We start from the raw sequence: 14,648 nt of genomic DNA on the forward strand, positions 1-14,648 counted from the left end.
CGATGGCATCCACCGCCCTGGCGCCGCTGAACGCGGCGACGATGACCGGCCCCCAGAAGGCCGCCGTGATGCTGGTCCAGATGGGCAAGGAGCGCTCCTCCAAGGTGCTCGCCCAGATGGACGAGGAGGAGATCGAGGCCCTCACCACCGAGATCGTGCTCCTCGGCGAGATCGAGCCCACCACCGCCGACGACGTGCTCGTGGAGTTCTACAACGAGCTCACCGGCACCGGTCAGCTCGGCACCGGCGGCATGGGCTTCGCCCGGTCGCTGCTGGAGAGCTCCCTCGGCAAGGACCGGGCCGGTGAGCTGCTCGACCGCGTCACCGCCGGCCAGATCGGGCAGCCGTTCGACTTCCTCCAGGAGGCCGACGCCCGCCAGGTGCTGACCTTCCTCACCGGCGAGAACGCCCAGACCATCGCGCTGGTGCTCGCCCACCTCAGCCCGGTGAAGTCCTCCGCGGCCATGACCGGCCTGGCGCCCGACATGCAGGCCGAGGTCGCGCACCGCATCGCCACCATGGAGCGCACCCCGCCGGACGTCATCGCGATCGTCGCGGAGACCATCATGCGCAAGGCCTCCACGGTGCTCACCCCGCAGTCGACCGCCACGGTCGGGGGCGTCCAGCCCCTCGTGGAGATCATCAACCGCGCGGACCCGGGCACCGGCAAGCACCTCCTCGAGGAGCTGGCCAAGCGCGACCCGGCGCTCGCGGAGATCGTCCGGGCGCAGATGTTCACCTTCGACGACATCCTCACCCTCGACGACCGCGCCATGCAGATCGTGCTGCGCGAGGTCGACGCCGCCACCCTCGCCGTCGCCCTCAAGGGCGTGCGGACCGAGCTGCGCGACAAGGTGCTCGGCAACGTCTCGGAGCGGGCCCGCGAGAACCTCCTCGAGGAGATCGAGCTGCTCGGCCAGGTCCGCCTGTCGGCGGCCGAGGAGGGTCGCGCCGCGGTGGTCTCGGTCATCCGCCGCCTCGAGGAGTCCGGCCAGATCCAGATCCAGAGGGAGTCGGACGATGAGTACGTCGCCTGAGCTGCTCGCCCCCTCCATCTCGGCGGCGGTCTTCGCGCCGATCACGGGTCTCCGTCGGGGCCCGGCCGCCGCTCCCGCGGCGCCGGTCCCGGACGCGGCCAGCAGCGCGGCCGGGTACGCCGCCGGCTGGGCCCAGGGCGTGGCCGCTGCCGCGGCCCGCGAGGCCGACGCGGCGGCGGCAGCCGCAGCCGCCGCGGCCGCCGAGCGCGCCCAGCTGCGCGCCGCGGTGGCGGTGGCGGTGGCGGCCCTGGAGGCCGCCGCCCAGCAGCTGCGCGAGCGCACCGCCCAGCCGGTGGCGGAGGCCGCCGACGCGGTGGCCGCCGGCGCCGTCGACCTGGCGGAGGTGCTCATCGGGCACGAGCTCGACGCCGCCGACGCCCGGGCCCGCGCCACGGCCGCCATCTCCCGGGCCCTGTCGGCCTCGCCGGAGGAGGAGGTGGTGCAGGTCCGCATCAACCCCGGGGACCTGGCCGCGCTGCGCGCCGTGGACCCCGAGCAGGAGGTCGCCGCGCTGGGAGGCCGCACCGGCGTCGAGCTCACCGCCGACCCGCGCCTGGCCTCGGGCGACGCGGTCGCCGACTTCCCCGGCGGCTCGGTGGACGCCCGGATCGACACCGCCCTGGCGCGGATGCGCTCGGTGCTCCGAGGTGGCGGCTCCCGCCAGCGCCTCGAGGTGTTCGACGTGGACGACCTGTGACGGTCCCGCCCAGCACGCAGACCAGCACCCAGCTCGACGACTGACCTTCCCGGAGAGGAGCACGATGATGACGACGACGACGGCCAGCCCCCTCACCACCGTCCTGCGCCGCGCCGCCGCCGCGGGCGCCCCCCAGCGCACCGGCTCCGTCCGCTCCGTGGTCGGCCTCACCGTCGACGTCACGGGTGTGCAGGCGGCCGTGGGCGACCTGGTCCGGCTGCTGCCCGACGCGCCCACGGCGACCGAGGGCGTCGACGCCGAGGTCGTGGCCGTCGGCCGCGGCGGCGTGCAGTGCATGCCCCTGGGCCGCAGCGACGGCCTGCACGCCGGCCAGCGGGCCATGGCCCTCGGCCGCTCGCTGCGCGCCCCCGTCGGCGACGGCCTGCTGGGCCGCGTGCTCGACGGTCTCGGCCAGCCGATCGACGGCCGCGGCCCGCTCGAGGCCAGCAGCTGGGAGTCCGTGGACGCCGCCGCGCCGGACCCGCTGACCCGCCAGCGCGTCGACACCCCGATCGCCCTGGGCGTGCGCGCCCTCGACACCCTGGTGCCCGCCGGCCGCGGCCAGCGCTTCGGCCTGTTCGCCGGTTCGGGCGTCGGCAAGTCGACGCTGCTGTCGATGATCGCCCGCGGCACCTCCGCCGACGTCAACGTCATCGCCCTCATCGGTGAGCGAGGCCGTGAGGTCCGCGAGTTCCTCGAGGACGACCTCGGCCCCGAGGGCCTGGCGCGCTCCGTCGTCGTCGTCGCCACCTCCGACCAGCCGCCGCTGGTGCGCCTGCGCGCCGCGATGGTGGCCACCCGCATCGCCGAGCACTTCCGCGACACCGGTCGCGACGCCCTGCTGATGATGGACAGCCTCACCCGCTTCGCCATGGCGCAGCGCGAGATCGGCCTGTCGGTGGGGGAGCCCCCCGCCACCCGCGGCTACCCGCCGAGCACCTTCGCCCTGCTGCCCCGCCTGCTCGAGCGCGCCGGCACCAGCGACACCGGCTCGATCACCGGCATCTACACGGTGCTCGTGGACGGCGACGACCACAACGAGCCCATCGCCGACGCCGCCCGCTCCATCCTCGACGGCCACGTGGTGCTCGACAGGGCCCTGGCCACCGCCGGGCACTTCCCCAGCATCGACGTGCTCGGCTCGGTCTCCCGCGTCGCCACCCGCGTCACCTCCCGCGAGCAGCGCGACGACGCCACGCACGTGCGCCGCCTCATGGCCGCCCGCCGCGAGGCGCAGGACCTGGTGGACGTCGGGGCGTACGTGCCCGGCGCCAACCCCCTCACCGACGCCGCCATCGCCGCCCGCCCGCTCATCGACGGCTTCCTGCGCCAGGACGTCGAGGAGCGCACCGGTCTCGCCGACGCCTGGGGCCAGCTGCGCTCCGTCGTCGACGCCACCCCGGTGGTGGGTGGCTGATGGCCTTCCGCCTCGCCCAGCTGCTGCGCGTGCGGCAGGTCCAGGCCGACGTCGCCGCCGCGGAGGCCGGCACCGCCACCCGGCGGGCCGGCACCGCCCGCGCCGCGTCGGTGGGCCGCAGGGCCGTGCTGGCCGAGGCCGGCTTCCCCGAGAGCGGCGGTGAGCGCGCCTTCGCCGCGGCGGTCGCCGCTCGCGGTGCGATGGCCGCCCGCTACGCCGAGAGCGTCGAGCTGGTGGTCCAGGCCGACGCCGAGGCCCAGCACGCCGCCTCCGTCCTCGCCGCCGCCCGCGCCCGGGTGAAGGCCCTGGAGCGGCTCCAGGAGCACCACGCCGCCGCCGAGCGCGAGGCAGCTGCCCGCGCCGAGCAGGCGCTGCTCGACGAGCGCGGCAGCCGCCGCCCCACCGACCCGGTCGAGTCCATCGACCTCACCGACTCCCCGACCGACGACCAGACCGCCCCGGAGGCCTCCTCGTGAGCGTGCCCACCGTCGCCGACCCGCTGGCCGACGTCCAGAGCCGCGTGCTCATGGTCCAGCAGCGCATCGCCGCCCTCACCGGTACCGCCCCGGCCGGTTCCCTCGGCACCAGCAGCGCCCTCAGCGGCACCGGGTCCTCCAGCTCGATGTTCGCCGACGCCCTCGCCCAGGCGCAGGCGCAGATGTCCGGCACCAGCGGCACCAGCGGGGACGACATCGTCAGCGATGCGACGAAGTACCTCGGCGTCCCCTACAAGTGGGGCGGCACCGACCCCTCCACCGGCCTCGACTGCTCCGGCTTCACCCAGCTGGTGATGCGCGAGAACGGCATCACGCTGCCGCGCACCGCCGCGCAGCAGGCGAAGGTGGGCACCGAGGTGCCCTCCCTGGACCAGGCGCAGCCCGGTGACCTCGTGGTGCTCGACGGCGGCTCGCACATCGGCATCTACGTGGGCGACGGCAAGATGATCCACGCTCCGCAGACCGGTGACATCGTGAAGATCTCCAAGGTCTGGGAGACGCCCATGACCATCCGCCGCGTGACCGGCGGATCGGACGCTTCCACCGCCGGCTCTGCTGCTGACGGCCTCAGCTACCTGCGCTCCTCCGTGCTCCGCTCGGCCGTCCCCTCCGCGGGCAGCACGGGCACCTCCGCCGCCACGGCCACCGGCCAGTACGGCTCGCTCTTCGCCGCCGCCGAGTCCCGCTACGACCTTCCCCAGGGCCTGCTGGCCTCCGTCGCCCAGGTGGAGTCCGGCGGCAACGCCCGCGCCGTCAGCCCCGCCGGCGCCCGCGGCCTCATGCAGCTGATGCCCGGCACCGCCGCGGACCTCGGGGTCAACGCCTTCGACCCCGCCCAGGCCGTCGACGGCGCCGCCCGCCTGCTGAGCAGCCACCTCGACCGCTACGACGGCTCCGTGCCGCTGGCCCTGGCCGCCTACAACGCCGGCCCGGGCAACGTGGCCAAGCACGGCGGCATCCCGCCCTTCACCGAGACCCAGAACTACGTCCGCAAGGTCACCGGCCTGCTGAACGGGAGCAACTGATGACGTTCGTCGCCTCCACCCGCACCACCGCGGTGGTCCCGTCCACGCAGACCGCTCGCCCCTCGGGCGCCGCCTCGGGCAGCGCTGACGGCTTCGCCGCGCTGCTCGCCGAGCACAGCAGCCAGACCGCCACCTCCGAGCGCGCCGCGGCGGAGCGCGCCTCCTCGCAGTCCGCCAGCCGTGCCGCCGACCGGGCGGCCGACCGCGCCGCCGAGCGGACCAACGACCGCTCGGCCGTCCGCGACGACGACGCCCCGCGCCGGGACGTCCGCGACAGCGGCTCCGCGGACCGGGCGGCCGACCGCGCCGCCGAGAAGGCCGCTGACCGCGCTCAGAGCGCCGCCGACCGGGCGGCCGACCGCGCCGCGGACAAGGCCGCCGAGCGGGCTGACCGCGCGCAGCGCGACGCCGCTGACGGCTCCCGCCGCGACGACCGCCCGGCGCACCGCGACGCGGCCACCGACGACGACAACGACGGCGCACCCTCCGACGCGTCCTCGCGGAAGCTCGGGGCTGTGGACGGCCACGAGGCGACCGACCCCGCACCGGCTGCCACCGGGACCGCCGGGGTGACGACTCCGGTCGCGACCTCGATCTTCAGCGCCGCCATCGCCGCAGCGCTGGCCCCTGCCGCCGACGCGGCCGCGAAGGGGGCGGCCACCTCGCCGGCCGTCGCAGGCACCACGACCGCTGCCGCGGGCGCGCCGACCGCGCAGGTCGCCGTCGCTTCCGCCCAGAACCCCGCGGCGCCGACCGCTACCGGCTCCGCCACCCCGCCGTGGGTTTCGGCCGCCGCCGGTGCCGACGCCTCGGTGGCCGGCGCGAAGGACTCGTCCTCGTCCGCTGCTCCGGCGGGCGCCGGGGAGGGCACGGCCTCCGGTGACCGCCTGGCTGCCGCGCTGGCCGGCACGGCTACGGCGACCGCCGCTGCGTCGGGAGACCAGGCCTCGGGGTCGAGCACCGGTGACGGACGTCCGGGCGCGGAGGGCCGTCAGGCCCCCTCGGCCGCCACGCAGCCCCCTGCGGCCGCGGCAGCGGCGTCGGCGGCCCTGGCCACCTCGCTCGCGAGCGACCGCGCCGTGCTGTCGGGCGCCACGAGCGCCCCTGCGACCTCGCAGACGCCCAGCAAGGTCGACGGGGCCGCTGGAGCGGCTGGACCGGCCGTGCCCGCCGCCGTCGTCCTGCCGAGCACCCCCGCCGCCACGTCGACGGCCCCGGCGGCTCCGACGCACTCCACCGCCGCTGCGCACGCCGCGCAGCTCGTGCCGCAGCTCACGCCCAAGCTCGTGGCGCTCCCGGGCCTGGGGGAGGGCGTGCACCGCCTCACCGTCCAGGTCACGCCGGACGCCATCGGCAGCGTGCGCGTCGTCGCGGACATCAGCGCCAGCGGCGTGCAGATCACCCTGCACGGCGGCACCGAGGCGGCCCGTGAGGCCCTCAAGCTGGCCGTGGACGACCTGCGCCGCGACCTCGCGGCCACCGGCTCCAACGCTTCCCTGGACCTCGGCGACGCCGCGTCGTCGGCCGGGGGACAGGCGCGCGGCTTCGGCGCTTCCGAGGGCGGCCAGCGCACGTCCTGGAGCGCGAACCGGGGCGCTGACCTGGGCCGACAGGGCGCAGAGGACGTGGCGGACGTGCGGTCGCCGAGGCTGGGGCTTCAGTTCGGGGCCCGAGCTGTCGATGTCCTCGTCTGAGGGCCTCGTACGGCCCTCGACCGACTGGCCGGCCGCCAGGGCCTCGACCCTCCAGGAGGTGCGATGACCGACATCACCGCACTCGCCAAGCAGAACGCGCTCGTCAACCTCACCGCCGCCAAGGCGAGCAGCACCCCCAACAGCGTCGCCGTCAACAGCATGAACGGCAGCGCTGCTGTGGCCAAGGACAAGACGTCCCTCGGCAAGGACCAGTTCCTCCAGCTCCTGGTGACGCAGATGCGCTACCAGGACCCGTCCTCCCCGATGGACTCCAACCAGGTCATGGCGCAGACCGCGCAGCTGAGCACCGTCGAGCAGCTCACCGAGCTCGCCACGACGCAGCGCGAGGCGTTCGGCCTGCAGATGCGCCTGTCGGCGTCGTCGTTCGTCGGCAAGGAGGTCTCCTGGACCGACGCCGACGGCACGAAGCAGAGCGGTCTCGTGGACAGCGCCGACTTCAGCGACGCCACGCCCAAGCTCGTGGTGGGCAAGCAGACCGTGGCGATCGACCAGATCACCACCGTGAAGCCCGCCACCGCGGCCACCACGACGACGACCACGGCCACCACCGGGTCGACCTCCGGCTCGTCCAGCGACTCGACGTCCAAGGACGAGGCCGCCCCCACGTCCTGACGGACACCCCCACGACGGCCCTCGAGGCACCAGCGCCAGGACGGCGCCCACGGTGCTCCCGAGGTCCGGCACGGACGCGCACCACCTGCCACGGACGGCATGCACCGCGCCACCCAGCCCGCGACCCCCTTCGCGGCTGGCTTCCCCGTGAACAGGAGAGACGCATGCTCCGCTCGCTCTACGCCGGCATCTCGGGCCTCCGCAGCCAGCAGACGCTGATGGACGTCACCGGCAACAACATCGCCAACGTCAACACCACGGCGTTCAAGTCGTCCACCACGCAGTTCCAGGACACCCTGAGCCAGGTCGTCGCTGCCGCCGGCCGCGCCACCGCGGGTGACGGTGGCACCAACCCCGCGCAGATCGGCCTCGGCGTGCGCGTGGCGGGCATCACCACGAACTTCACGCAGGGCGCCGCCCAGCTCACGGGCAAGAGCACCGACATGATGATCCAGGGCGACGGCTTCTTCGTGGTCAACAAGGGCAACGAGCAGATGTACACCCGCGCCGGGTCGTTCTCGTTCGACGCCCTCGGCCAGATGGTCACCGCCGACGGCGCCATCCTCCAGGGCTGGGCCGCCAACCCCGACGGCTCGGTGCCCACCACCGGCCAGACGACCAACCTCACCATCCCCGCCGGTCAGCTGCGCCAGCCGCAGGGCACCAAGACCTTCTCCATGGCGGGCAACTTCGCCGACGACGCCCCGGTCAAGGCGGCAGGTACGACCATCACCAGCGGGACGACCACGCTGTCGGCCCTCAACACCTCCGACCCCGGCAGCACCTTCGGCCCCGTCACGATGACGGGGTACGACAACCTCGGCAAGGCCGTGCCGGTCAGCCTCGTCTTCGTGCACAACGCAGGTGGCGGCTCCACCAACGACGAGTGGAAGGCGTACTCGTACAACGCCAGCTCGACGCCGGCCGCCGGAGCGCTGACCGACACCGGGGCGAAGGTCACCTTCAAGGCCGACGGCACCCCGGACCTCACCACCGCCGGCGCCACCGTCGGCACCACGACCGTTGCGGCCGGCCAGGCGCTGGGGCTCTCGGGTGCGCTGGCGTTCGACTGGAAGAACGTGACCGGCTACGCCGGCACCAACGCCGTGAAGAACAACGCCGGTGTGACCACCAGCAGCCAGAGCACCGGAACGGTCTCGGCGCAGGACGGTGCCCCGGCGGGCTCCATCGCGGCGTTCGCGCTGGGTGCTGACGGCACCATCACGGGCACCTTCGACAACGGCTTCAAGCAGGTCCTCGGCAAGGTGGCGCTGGCCAACTTCTCCAACCCGTCGGGTCTGACGAAGTCGGGCAACTCCCTGTACTCGAGCACCACCAACTCGGGCTTCGCCCAGGTCGGGCCGGCCAACGTCGCCGGCCGCGGCTCCATCGCCGGCGGCACGCTGGAGATGTCCAACGTCGACCTCTCCCAGGAGTTCACCAACCTGATCGTCGCCCAGCGCGGCTTCCAGGCGAACTCCCGCGTCATCACCGCCTCCGACGAGATGCTGCAGGAGCTCGGCAACATGAAGCGCTGACCCTGACAGCACTGACAGGGCAGTGAGCACCGCGGGAGGGCGTCGTCACGACGTCCTCCCGCGGTGTCTCCCGGGTCTCACCCGGGTGGCGTTCACCCGGTCGGGGAGGGCCCGCAGCCCACCGGCCACAAGCACTCACACACGTCCCGGCGCCGCCGATGGACGGACTGACAGGGGTCACGGAAGGCCCCGCAGACTCTAGGGACGGATCCTGTGATCGTCGTGACGCGCCTGAACGGCCCGCCGTTCGCGGTGAACCCCGACCTGCTGGAGCGTGTGGAGTCCACCCCGGACACCGTGCTCACGCTCATCGACGGCACCAAGTTCCTGGTGCAGGAGAGCGTCGTCGACGTCGTGGCCCTCGTGCGCGACTACCGCGCCAGCGTCGTGGCCACGGCTCGCGACCTCGGCCGCGCCGCCGCCGAGGCGGAGCTGTCCGCGGAGCAGGACGACGACGCCGCCGTCCCCGCGCCCCGTGCCGGCGAGGCCCACCCGCACCTCACGCCCGTCGCCTCGCTCACCGAGCGGCTCGCCAGCCGCCAGAGCGCCCACAACCCGACCACCCTGACCACGGAGGAGGAGCACTGATGGATCCGGCAAGCCTCATCGGCCTCGGCATCGCGTTCGGCGCCATCCTCCTGGCGATCATCCTCGAGGGCTCCAGCCCGATGTCGGTGGTCCTCATCCCGCCGATGATCCTCGTGATCCTCGGCACCATCGGCGCCGGCTTCACCGGCATCCGCATGGCGGACCTCCCGATCATCATCAACGCCCTCATCAAGGCGCTGACCGGCAAGGCCGTCAACATGGAGTCGACCATCGACACCATCGTGTCGCTGGCAGAGAAGGCGCGCCGCGAGGGCCTGCTGGCCCTGGAGGACGCCGCCAAGGACGTCGACGACAAGTTCCTCAAGGACGGGCTGCAGGCCGCCATCGACGGCGCGGACCCCGAGGACCTGCGCGAGATGCTCCACTCCAAGATCGACACCAAGAAGGCCACCGACAAGGTCGGCGCCAACTTCTTCGCCACCGCCGGCGGCTACGCGCCGACCGTCGGCATCATCGGCACGGTCGTGTCGCTGGTGCACGTGCTCGAGAACCTCTCCGAGCCCGCGAAGCTCGGCCACATGATCGCCGCGGCCCTCGTCGCGACCTTCTGGGGCCTGCTGACCGCCAACATCATCCTGCTGCCGCTGTCCGCCCGCCTCAAGCGCCTCTCGGAGACCGAGGCCGCGCAGATGGAGCTGGTGGTCGAGGGCCTCATGGCCGTGCAGGCCGGTGCCAACCCGCGCCTGGTCGGCCAGCGCCTCCGCAGCCTGGTGCCCGAGACGGGCAAGGCCAAGGCGGCGGCCTGATGAGCCACGGCAAGGGCAAGGCCAAGCGCGGCGGCGGCCACGAGGAGGAGCACGAGAACCACGAGCGGTGGGCCGTCTCCTACGCCGACATGATGACGGTGCTCATGGCGCTGTTCCTCGTGCTCTTCGCCATGAGCTCCATCGACGTCAAGAAGTTCGAGGAGCTGCGCACCTCGCTGGCGCAGGGCTTCGGCAACGAGGCCCTGCCGCAGACCGGCGGCAGCGGCATCAACGACGGGTCGACCGACTCCGCCATCGACAACAAGCCGACCTCGCCGATGGTCATCATGGACGCCCCGCCGGCGTCCTCGACCAGCAACCAGTCCAGCACCTCCGTCGCGGGACCCGCCGCGGGTACCGGCGCCGGTGACGAGCTGGCGGCCCGTGTGGAGGCCGCTCGGCTGAAGGGCCTGCAGGACCAGGTCATCGACGCCCTCGCGGCCAAGGGCCTGCAGGACGCGGTGAAGACCACCATCACCGAGCGGGGCCTGGAGATCCGGGTGGTCGCCAACGACATCTTCTTCGCCAACGCCAGCGCCGACATCCAGCCGCGCGGCCTGCAGGTGCTGGACGCCATCGGCCCGGTGCTCGCCCACGAGCAGGGGGGCATCTCGGTGGAGGGCCACGCCAACCACCTCCAGCTCAAGGGCGGTCCGTACGCCAACAACTGGCTGCTCTCCTCGGCGCGGGCCACCTCCGTGGTGCTCCACCTCACCGACGCCGACGGCGTGGCCGGAGACCGCCTGCGGGCCACCGGCTACGGCGACACCCGCCCGCTCTTCCCCACCGACAGCCCCGAGGCGATCGACGGCAACCGCCGCGTCGACATCGTCGCCGAGTCCGACCAGGCCCCCCAGGTCCGCGACCTCGTCCCGTTCTTCGCGGGGACGATCGCGGCCACCTCCGGGAAGGCCAGCACCGCCAGCACCTCCACCACCGCCACCACCGCCACCACGACCGAGGGAGACACCCATGGCTGAGGCCAGGACCGCAACGCCCGCCAAGGGCGACGCCACCGACGAGGCGGGCGGCAAGAAGGGCAAGAAGAAGCTGCTCATCATGATCGTCGTGGCCGTGCTCGTGCTCGGCGGCGCCGGCTACTACTTCTTCGTGATGAAGAGCAGCAAGGCCGACGCGGCCCCCAAGGAGGAGCCGAAGCCCGTGGCCGGTGCGGTGGTCTCCATCGACCCGATCAGCATCAACCTCGCCGAGGGCCACTACCTCAAGCTGGGCCTGGCCCTGCAGCAGACCGCCGCGGTGACGGAGAACGTCGACGGCAGCAAGGCGCTCGACACCGCCATCGAGCTCTACAGCGGCATGTCGATGACCGACCTCGCGGACCCCACCAAGCGCGACGCGGTCAAGAAGGAGCTCACCGAGAAGATCGAGAAGAAGTACGAGGACGAGGTCATGGACGTCTACTTCACCCAGTACGTCATGCAGTGACCTCACCCGCAGGTCTCTGACCTGCAGTTCTACCGAGGACGACCTCCGGCGCCCGCCGGGCTGGACCCCCAGGGTCGAGCCCGGCGGGCACGAGGTCACCCGATCGGCTCAACCTCTCCACCCGTTCTGCCGATGACTGGGCTGTGACCGTCGAGACACCCGCACCGACCGGCCGGAAGCGCCGGCGTGGCGTCGTCACGCCCTACGACTTCCGACGACCCACGACTCTCGCCCGCGAGCACACCCGAGCGCTGGAGATGGCGTTCGAGACCTTCGCGCGCCAGTGGTCCACCCTCATGCTCACCCGGCTGCGCCAGACCAGCCAGGTGACGCTCACCAGCGTCTCCGCCCGCAGCTACGACGAGTACGTCCGCTCGCTGCCCGGCTACGGCGCCTTCTTCACGTTCCGGCCCGACGCCGGCGGCCCCGCGGGCCTCCTGCAGCTGAGCGCCGAGACCGCGTTCTCCAGCCTCGACTTCCTCCTGGGCGGCCACGGCACCGTGGTGACGAGCGAGGAGCGCGAGCCCACCGAGATCGAGCGCCGGCTCTTCGGCGACCTCGTCACCCGCGTCCTCGCGGAGCTGGCCTACGCCTTCGCCACCGTGGCGCCCATGAAGCCGGTGCTCGGCACCCTGGAGTCCAGCGCGCAGTTCCTGCAGCTGGCCGCCGCGGCCGACGTCGTGCTGGTGGCGACCTTCGGCATCGCCCTCGTCGAGGAGGGCGAGCCCGTCGAGGCGACGATGATGCTGCCGATGGGCCCGCTCATGGCCCGCCTGCACCAGGCCAGCGGCGAGGCCGCCGGCTCCGAGGACGAGCTGCGCGTGCGCGCCGAGGCGGCGGACACGCTGGGCGTCACGGTGCCCGAGCTGCCCGTCGACGTCTCCGCTCGCATGATCCCCGTCGTCATGCGCCCCAGCGACGTGCTCGCCCTCGAGGTCGGCGACGTCGTGCGCATCCCCCACCCGACCACCCGCCCCCTGGACGTCGTCACCCACGACGTCGTCCTCGCCCGCGCCGTGGCCGGCGCGAGCGGCAACCGACTGGCCTGCCTCGTGGTGAGCCCGGACGAGGAGAACGACCGATGAGCACGACGACCTTCACCTCCGCCACCGCCGAGCAGCTCAGCACGGCCGCTGCCGCCGCTGCCGCGCTGCTGCCCTCCCCGACGCCGCTGGTGCTCGGTCCCACCGACGGGTCGCTCGCCCCCGACGCGTCGTCCACCACCGGCAGCGCCGTCGTGGTCTCCTTCACGGGTGGTGCCTCCGGCGTCGTCACCGTGATCGTGGACGGCGGCCTGCAGGAGGCCCTCGCCTCCGCCGAGGGCGGCCCGCTGCCCCTGGCCGACGCGCTCTCCCCGGCGCTGCAGGCGGCCGTCGCCTCCCTCGGCCCGGCGGTCCCCGCCGCCGCTGAGACCCTGGAGGTCGCCGCGGCGATCGCCCGGGGCGCCGAGGCCGCTGCGGTGTGGGCGCCCCTGGTGGGCGGCGAGGGCGGCGACGTCGTCGCGTGGCTGGGCCTGTCGCTCGCCGCGACCACCCCCAGCGCCCCCACCGCCACCGCGAGCCCGCTCGCGGCGACCCTCCCGGCCCAGCGCAGCGGCAGCGGGATGCACCTGCTGCGCGACGTCGAGATGGTCCTCACGGTCGAGCTCGGCCGCACCCGCATGTCGGTCAAGGAGCTGCTCGCCCTGACCCCCGGCTCGGTCATCGAGCTGGACCGCGCCGCCGGCGCTCCGGCCGACCTCATGGTCAACGGCCGGCTGCTGGCCCGCGGCGAGGTCGTCGTCGTCGACGAGGACTACGGCCTGCGCATCACCGAGATCATCCAGCCCGGCGCCGAGGGCTGACCGTGGACCTCGCCGTCACCGCGCTGCGCGTCGCCGCCTCCCTGGCTGCAGTGCTCGGCATCATGTGGCTCCTGTACCGGACGATGCGCCGCCGCGGCGCGGGTGCCGGTCTGGACGCCGGCCGCTTCGCCGTGGTGGGGCGCCAGTCGCTCGGCCGCTCGAGCGGTGTGACCGTGCTGCGCGTCGGCGACGAGGCCCTCGTGCTCGGGGTGACCGAGCAGTCCGTCCAGCTCCTGGCCCGCACGCCGCTGTCCGCGGTGCTCGAGCCGGAGCCCGTCCGCCCCGCGGTCACCGTCCCCGCCCCCCGCGAGGTGGGCGAGGACGGTGACGGGGACGCGGTCGCCGCCGCCCTCGCGGGGGAGCCGCGGGGGTGGGGACGCCGCAAGGTCCTGTCCAGCACCACCGGCTCCACCAGCCCGACCAGCCCGACCAGCCAGCGCAGCTCCTCCCCGCTGGCCGGTACCGCCCTGTCTCCCGCGACCTGGACCCAGGCGCTCGACGTGATCCGTGAGAGGACGACGAGGAGATGACCGCCAGCACCTCCCCGCTCCGCCGGCTCCTCGCCACCGCGCAGCGGGCGACCCGCCCTGCCCGCACCCGCTCCGCCGTCGTCCTGCTGGCCCTGGTGCTCAGCGTCCTGGGCCTCGCGGCCACGGCCACCGCCCCGACCGCTTCGGCAGCCACGTCGTCGACGACGACGTCAGCCGCCAGCGCTGACCGCGTCGTGCAGCTGCCCCCGCTGGAGCTGGTCGCCGGTGCCACCGCCCCCCAGGCGCCCACCGCTCCGACCGAGCCCAGCACCCCCGGGGTCTCGGTGAACATCAACGGCGTCGACGGCAAGCCCAGCTCGACGTTCACGATGATCATCGCGATCACGCTGCTCTCGGCGGCCCCGGCGCTGCTGCTCATGTGCACGGCCTTCACCAAGATCATCGTGGTGCTGAGCATCACCCGCAACGCCCTGGGCCTCATGACGGTCCCGCCCAACCAGGTGCTCGCCGGACTGGCGCTCTTCCTGTCGCTGTTCGTCATGGCGCCGGTGCTCAACGACATCAACCACGTCGCCATCCAGCCGTTCCTGGCCGGCACCATGGACCAGCAGACGGCCTACCACCTCGGCGTGGAGCCCCTGCGGACCTTCATGCTCAAGCAGACCCGCGGTGAGGACCTCGCGCTCATCACCCGCGCCGCCGACCGGCCCAACCCGGCCAACCCGGCCGACGTCCCGCTGCTGACGCTGATCCCGGCCTTCGTGCTCTCCGAGCTGCGCGCGGCGTTCATCATCGGCTTCGTCATCCTCGTGCCGTTCCTGGTCATCGACATCGTGGTCTCCGGCGCGCTGATGGCGATGGGCATGATGATGCTCCCGCCGGTGACCGTGTCGCTGCCCTTCAAGCTGCTGCTCTTCGTCATGGTCAACGGATGGGGCCTCATCGTCACGGCCCTGGTGGGGAGCTACACGTAGC

Annotated in this window: 16 protein-coding genes; all 16 read left to right on the forward strand. The window is 73.5% G+C overall.

Annotation, left to right across the window (positions count from 1 at the left end; genetic code table 11):
• Positions 1-2 precede the first annotated feature (2 nt).
• The 16 genes from fliG (at position 3) to fliP (ending at position 14,647) form a co-directional block, all read left to right on the forward strand.
• Positions 3-1,037 carry a flagellar motor switch protein FliG gene (gene fliG / locus FMM08_RS16390; protein WP_222710855.1) on the forward strand — a complete coding sequence of 345 codons (1,035 nt, stop codon included), beginning with the start codon at positions 3-5 and terminating at the stop codon, positions 1,035-1,037.
• A complete protein-coding gene (locus FMM08_RS16395) occupies positions 1,021-1,734 on the forward strand; it encodes a FliH/SctL family protein (RefSeq protein ID WP_147927459.1) in 714 nt (237 codons plus the stop codon). Before fliG ends, FMM08_RS16395 begins: the two co-directional genes overlap by 17 nt.
• 67 nt (positions 1,735-1,801) lie before the next feature.
• Positions 1,802-3,151, forward strand: a complete 1,350-nt coding sequence (locus FMM08_RS16400; protein WP_147927460.1) for a FliI/YscN family ATPase — start codon at positions 1,802-1,804, stop codon at positions 3,149-3,151.
• Positions 3,151-3,627 (forward strand): flagellar FliJ family protein, encoded by a 477-nt coding sequence (locus FMM08_RS16405; protein WP_147927461.1) that lies wholly within the window; start codon positions 3,151-3,153, stop codon positions 3,625-3,627. Before FMM08_RS16400 ends, FMM08_RS16405 begins: the two co-directional genes overlap by 1 nt.
• Positions 3,624-4,673 carry a transglycosylase SLT domain-containing protein gene (locus tag FMM08_RS23995; protein ID WP_304653993.1) on the forward strand — a complete coding sequence of 350 codons (1,050 nt, stop codon included), beginning with the start codon at positions 3,624-3,626 and terminating at the stop codon, positions 4,671-4,673. The genes FMM08_RS16405 and FMM08_RS23995 overlap by 4 nt, the downstream gene beginning before the upstream one ends.
• Positions 4,673-6,367, forward strand: a complete 1,695-nt coding sequence (locus tag FMM08_RS16415) for a hypothetical protein (RefSeq protein WP_147927462.1) — start codon at positions 4,673-4,675, stop codon at positions 6,365-6,367. Before FMM08_RS23995 ends, FMM08_RS16415 begins: the two co-directional genes overlap by 1 nt.
• Positions 6,368-6,430: 63 nt before the next feature.
• Positions 6,431-7,000 (forward strand): flagellar hook capping FlgD N-terminal domain-containing protein, encoded by a 570-nt coding sequence (locus FMM08_RS16420; protein ID WP_147927463.1) that lies wholly within the window; start codon positions 6,431-6,433, stop codon positions 6,998-7,000.
• 164 nt (positions 7,001-7,164) lie between these two features.
• The gene (locus tag FMM08_RS16425) at positions 7,165-8,538 is read left to right on the forward strand and encodes a flagellar hook protein FlgE (RefSeq protein ID WP_147927464.1); all 1,374 of its coding nucleotides are present in this window, start codon (positions 7,165-7,167) and stop codon (positions 8,536-8,538) included.
• Between the two features lie 222 nt (positions 8,539-8,760).
• Positions 8,761-9,126 carry a flagellar FlbD family protein gene (locus tag FMM08_RS16430; RefSeq protein WP_255472490.1) on the forward strand — a complete coding sequence of 122 codons (366 nt, stop codon included), beginning with the start codon at positions 8,761-8,763 and terminating at the stop codon, positions 9,124-9,126.
• Positions 9,126-9,893, forward strand: coding sequence for a motility protein A (locus tag FMM08_RS16435; protein WP_147927466.1), 768 nt, complete (start codon positions 9,126-9,128; stop codon positions 9,891-9,893). The genes FMM08_RS16430 and FMM08_RS16435 overlap by 1 nt, the downstream gene beginning before the upstream one ends.
• Positions 9,893-10,873, forward strand: a complete 981-nt coding sequence (locus tag FMM08_RS16440; protein ID WP_147927467.1) for an OmpA/MotB family protein — start codon at positions 9,893-9,895, stop codon at positions 10,871-10,873. The genes FMM08_RS16435 and FMM08_RS16440 overlap by 1 nt, the downstream gene beginning before the upstream one ends.
• Positions 10,866-11,339 (forward strand): flagellar basal body-associated FliL family protein, encoded by a 474-nt coding sequence (locus FMM08_RS16445; RefSeq protein ID WP_147927468.1) that lies wholly within the window; start codon positions 10,866-10,868, stop codon positions 11,337-11,339. Before FMM08_RS16440 ends, FMM08_RS16445 begins: the two co-directional genes overlap by 8 nt.
• Before the next feature lie 143 nt (positions 11,340-11,482).
• Positions 11,483-12,424 (forward strand): flagellar motor switch protein FliM, encoded by a 942-nt coding sequence (locus FMM08_RS16450; protein WP_147927469.1) that lies wholly within the window; start codon positions 11,483-11,485, stop codon positions 12,422-12,424.
• Positions 12,421-13,182 (forward strand): flagellar motor switch protein FliN, encoded by a 762-nt coding sequence (fliN, locus tag FMM08_RS16455; RefSeq protein WP_147927470.1) that lies wholly within the window; start codon positions 12,421-12,423, stop codon positions 13,180-13,182. Before FMM08_RS16450 ends, fliN begins: the two co-directional genes overlap by 4 nt.
• 2 nt (positions 13,183-13,184) lie before the next feature.
• On the forward strand, positions 13,185-13,712 hold the full coding sequence (locus FMM08_RS16460) for a FliO/MopB family protein (protein WP_147927471.1): 528 nt from the start codon (positions 13,185-13,187) through the stop codon (positions 13,710-13,712).
• Complete coding sequence (gene fliP, locus FMM08_RS16465; protein ID WP_147927472.1) at positions 13,709-14,647, forward strand: flagellar type III secretion system pore protein FliP; 939 nt, start codon at positions 13,709-13,711, stop codon at positions 14,645-14,647. The genes FMM08_RS16460 and fliP overlap by 4 nt, the downstream gene beginning before the upstream one ends.
• Position 14,648: the final 1 nt, after the last annotated feature.

This window comes from Quadrisphaera setariae (assembly GCF_008041935.1).
Lineage (GTDB): Bacteria > Actinomycetota > Actinomycetes > Actinomycetales > Quadrisphaeraceae > Quadrisphaera > Quadrisphaera setariae.

Coding starts and splice junctions, on each gene's coding strand:
- FMM08_RS16440 (WP_147927467.1), top strand. CDS start 9,893: ATGAGCCACGGCAAGGGCAAGGCCAAGCGCGGCGGCGGCCACGAGGAG.
- FMM08_RS16420 (WP_147927463.1), top strand. CDS start 6,431: ATGACCGACATCACCGCACTCGCCAAGCAGAACGCGCTCGTCAACCTC.
- FMM08_RS16405 (WP_147927461.1), top strand. CDS start 3,151: ATGGCCTTCCGCCTCGCCCAGCTGCTGCGCGTGCGGCAGGTCCAGGCC.
- fliP (WP_147927472.1), top strand. CDS start 13,709: ATGACCGCCAGCACCTCCCCGCTCCGCCGGCTCCTCGCCACCGCGCAG.
- FMM08_RS16445 (WP_147927468.1), top strand. CDS start 10,866: ATGGCTGAGGCCAGGACCGCAACGCCCGCCAAGGGCGACGCCACCGAC.
- FMM08_RS16425 (WP_147927464.1), top strand. CDS start 7,165: ATGCTCCGCTCGCTCTACGCCGGCATCTCGGGCCTCCGCAGCCAGCAG.
- fliN (WP_147927470.1), top strand. CDS start 12,421: ATGAGCACGACGACCTTCACCTCCGCCACCGCCGAGCAGCTCAGCACG.
- FMM08_RS16395 (WP_147927459.1), top strand. CDS start 1,021: ATGAGTACGTCGCCTGAGCTGCTCGCCCCCTCCATCTCGGCGGCGGTC.
- FMM08_RS16435 (WP_147927466.1), top strand. CDS start 9,126: ATGGATCCGGCAAGCCTCATCGGCCTCGGCATCGCGTTCGGCGCCATC.
- FMM08_RS16400 (WP_147927460.1), top strand. CDS start 1,802: ATGACGACGACGACGGCCAGCCCCCTCACCACCGTCCTGCGCCGCGCC.
- fliG (WP_222710855.1), top strand. CDS start 3: ATGGCATCCACCGCCCTGGCGCCGCTGAACGCGGCGACGATGACCGGC.
- FMM08_RS16415 (WP_147927462.1), top strand. CDS start 4,673: ATGACGTTCGTCGCCTCCACCCGCACCACCGCGGTGGTCCCGTCCACG.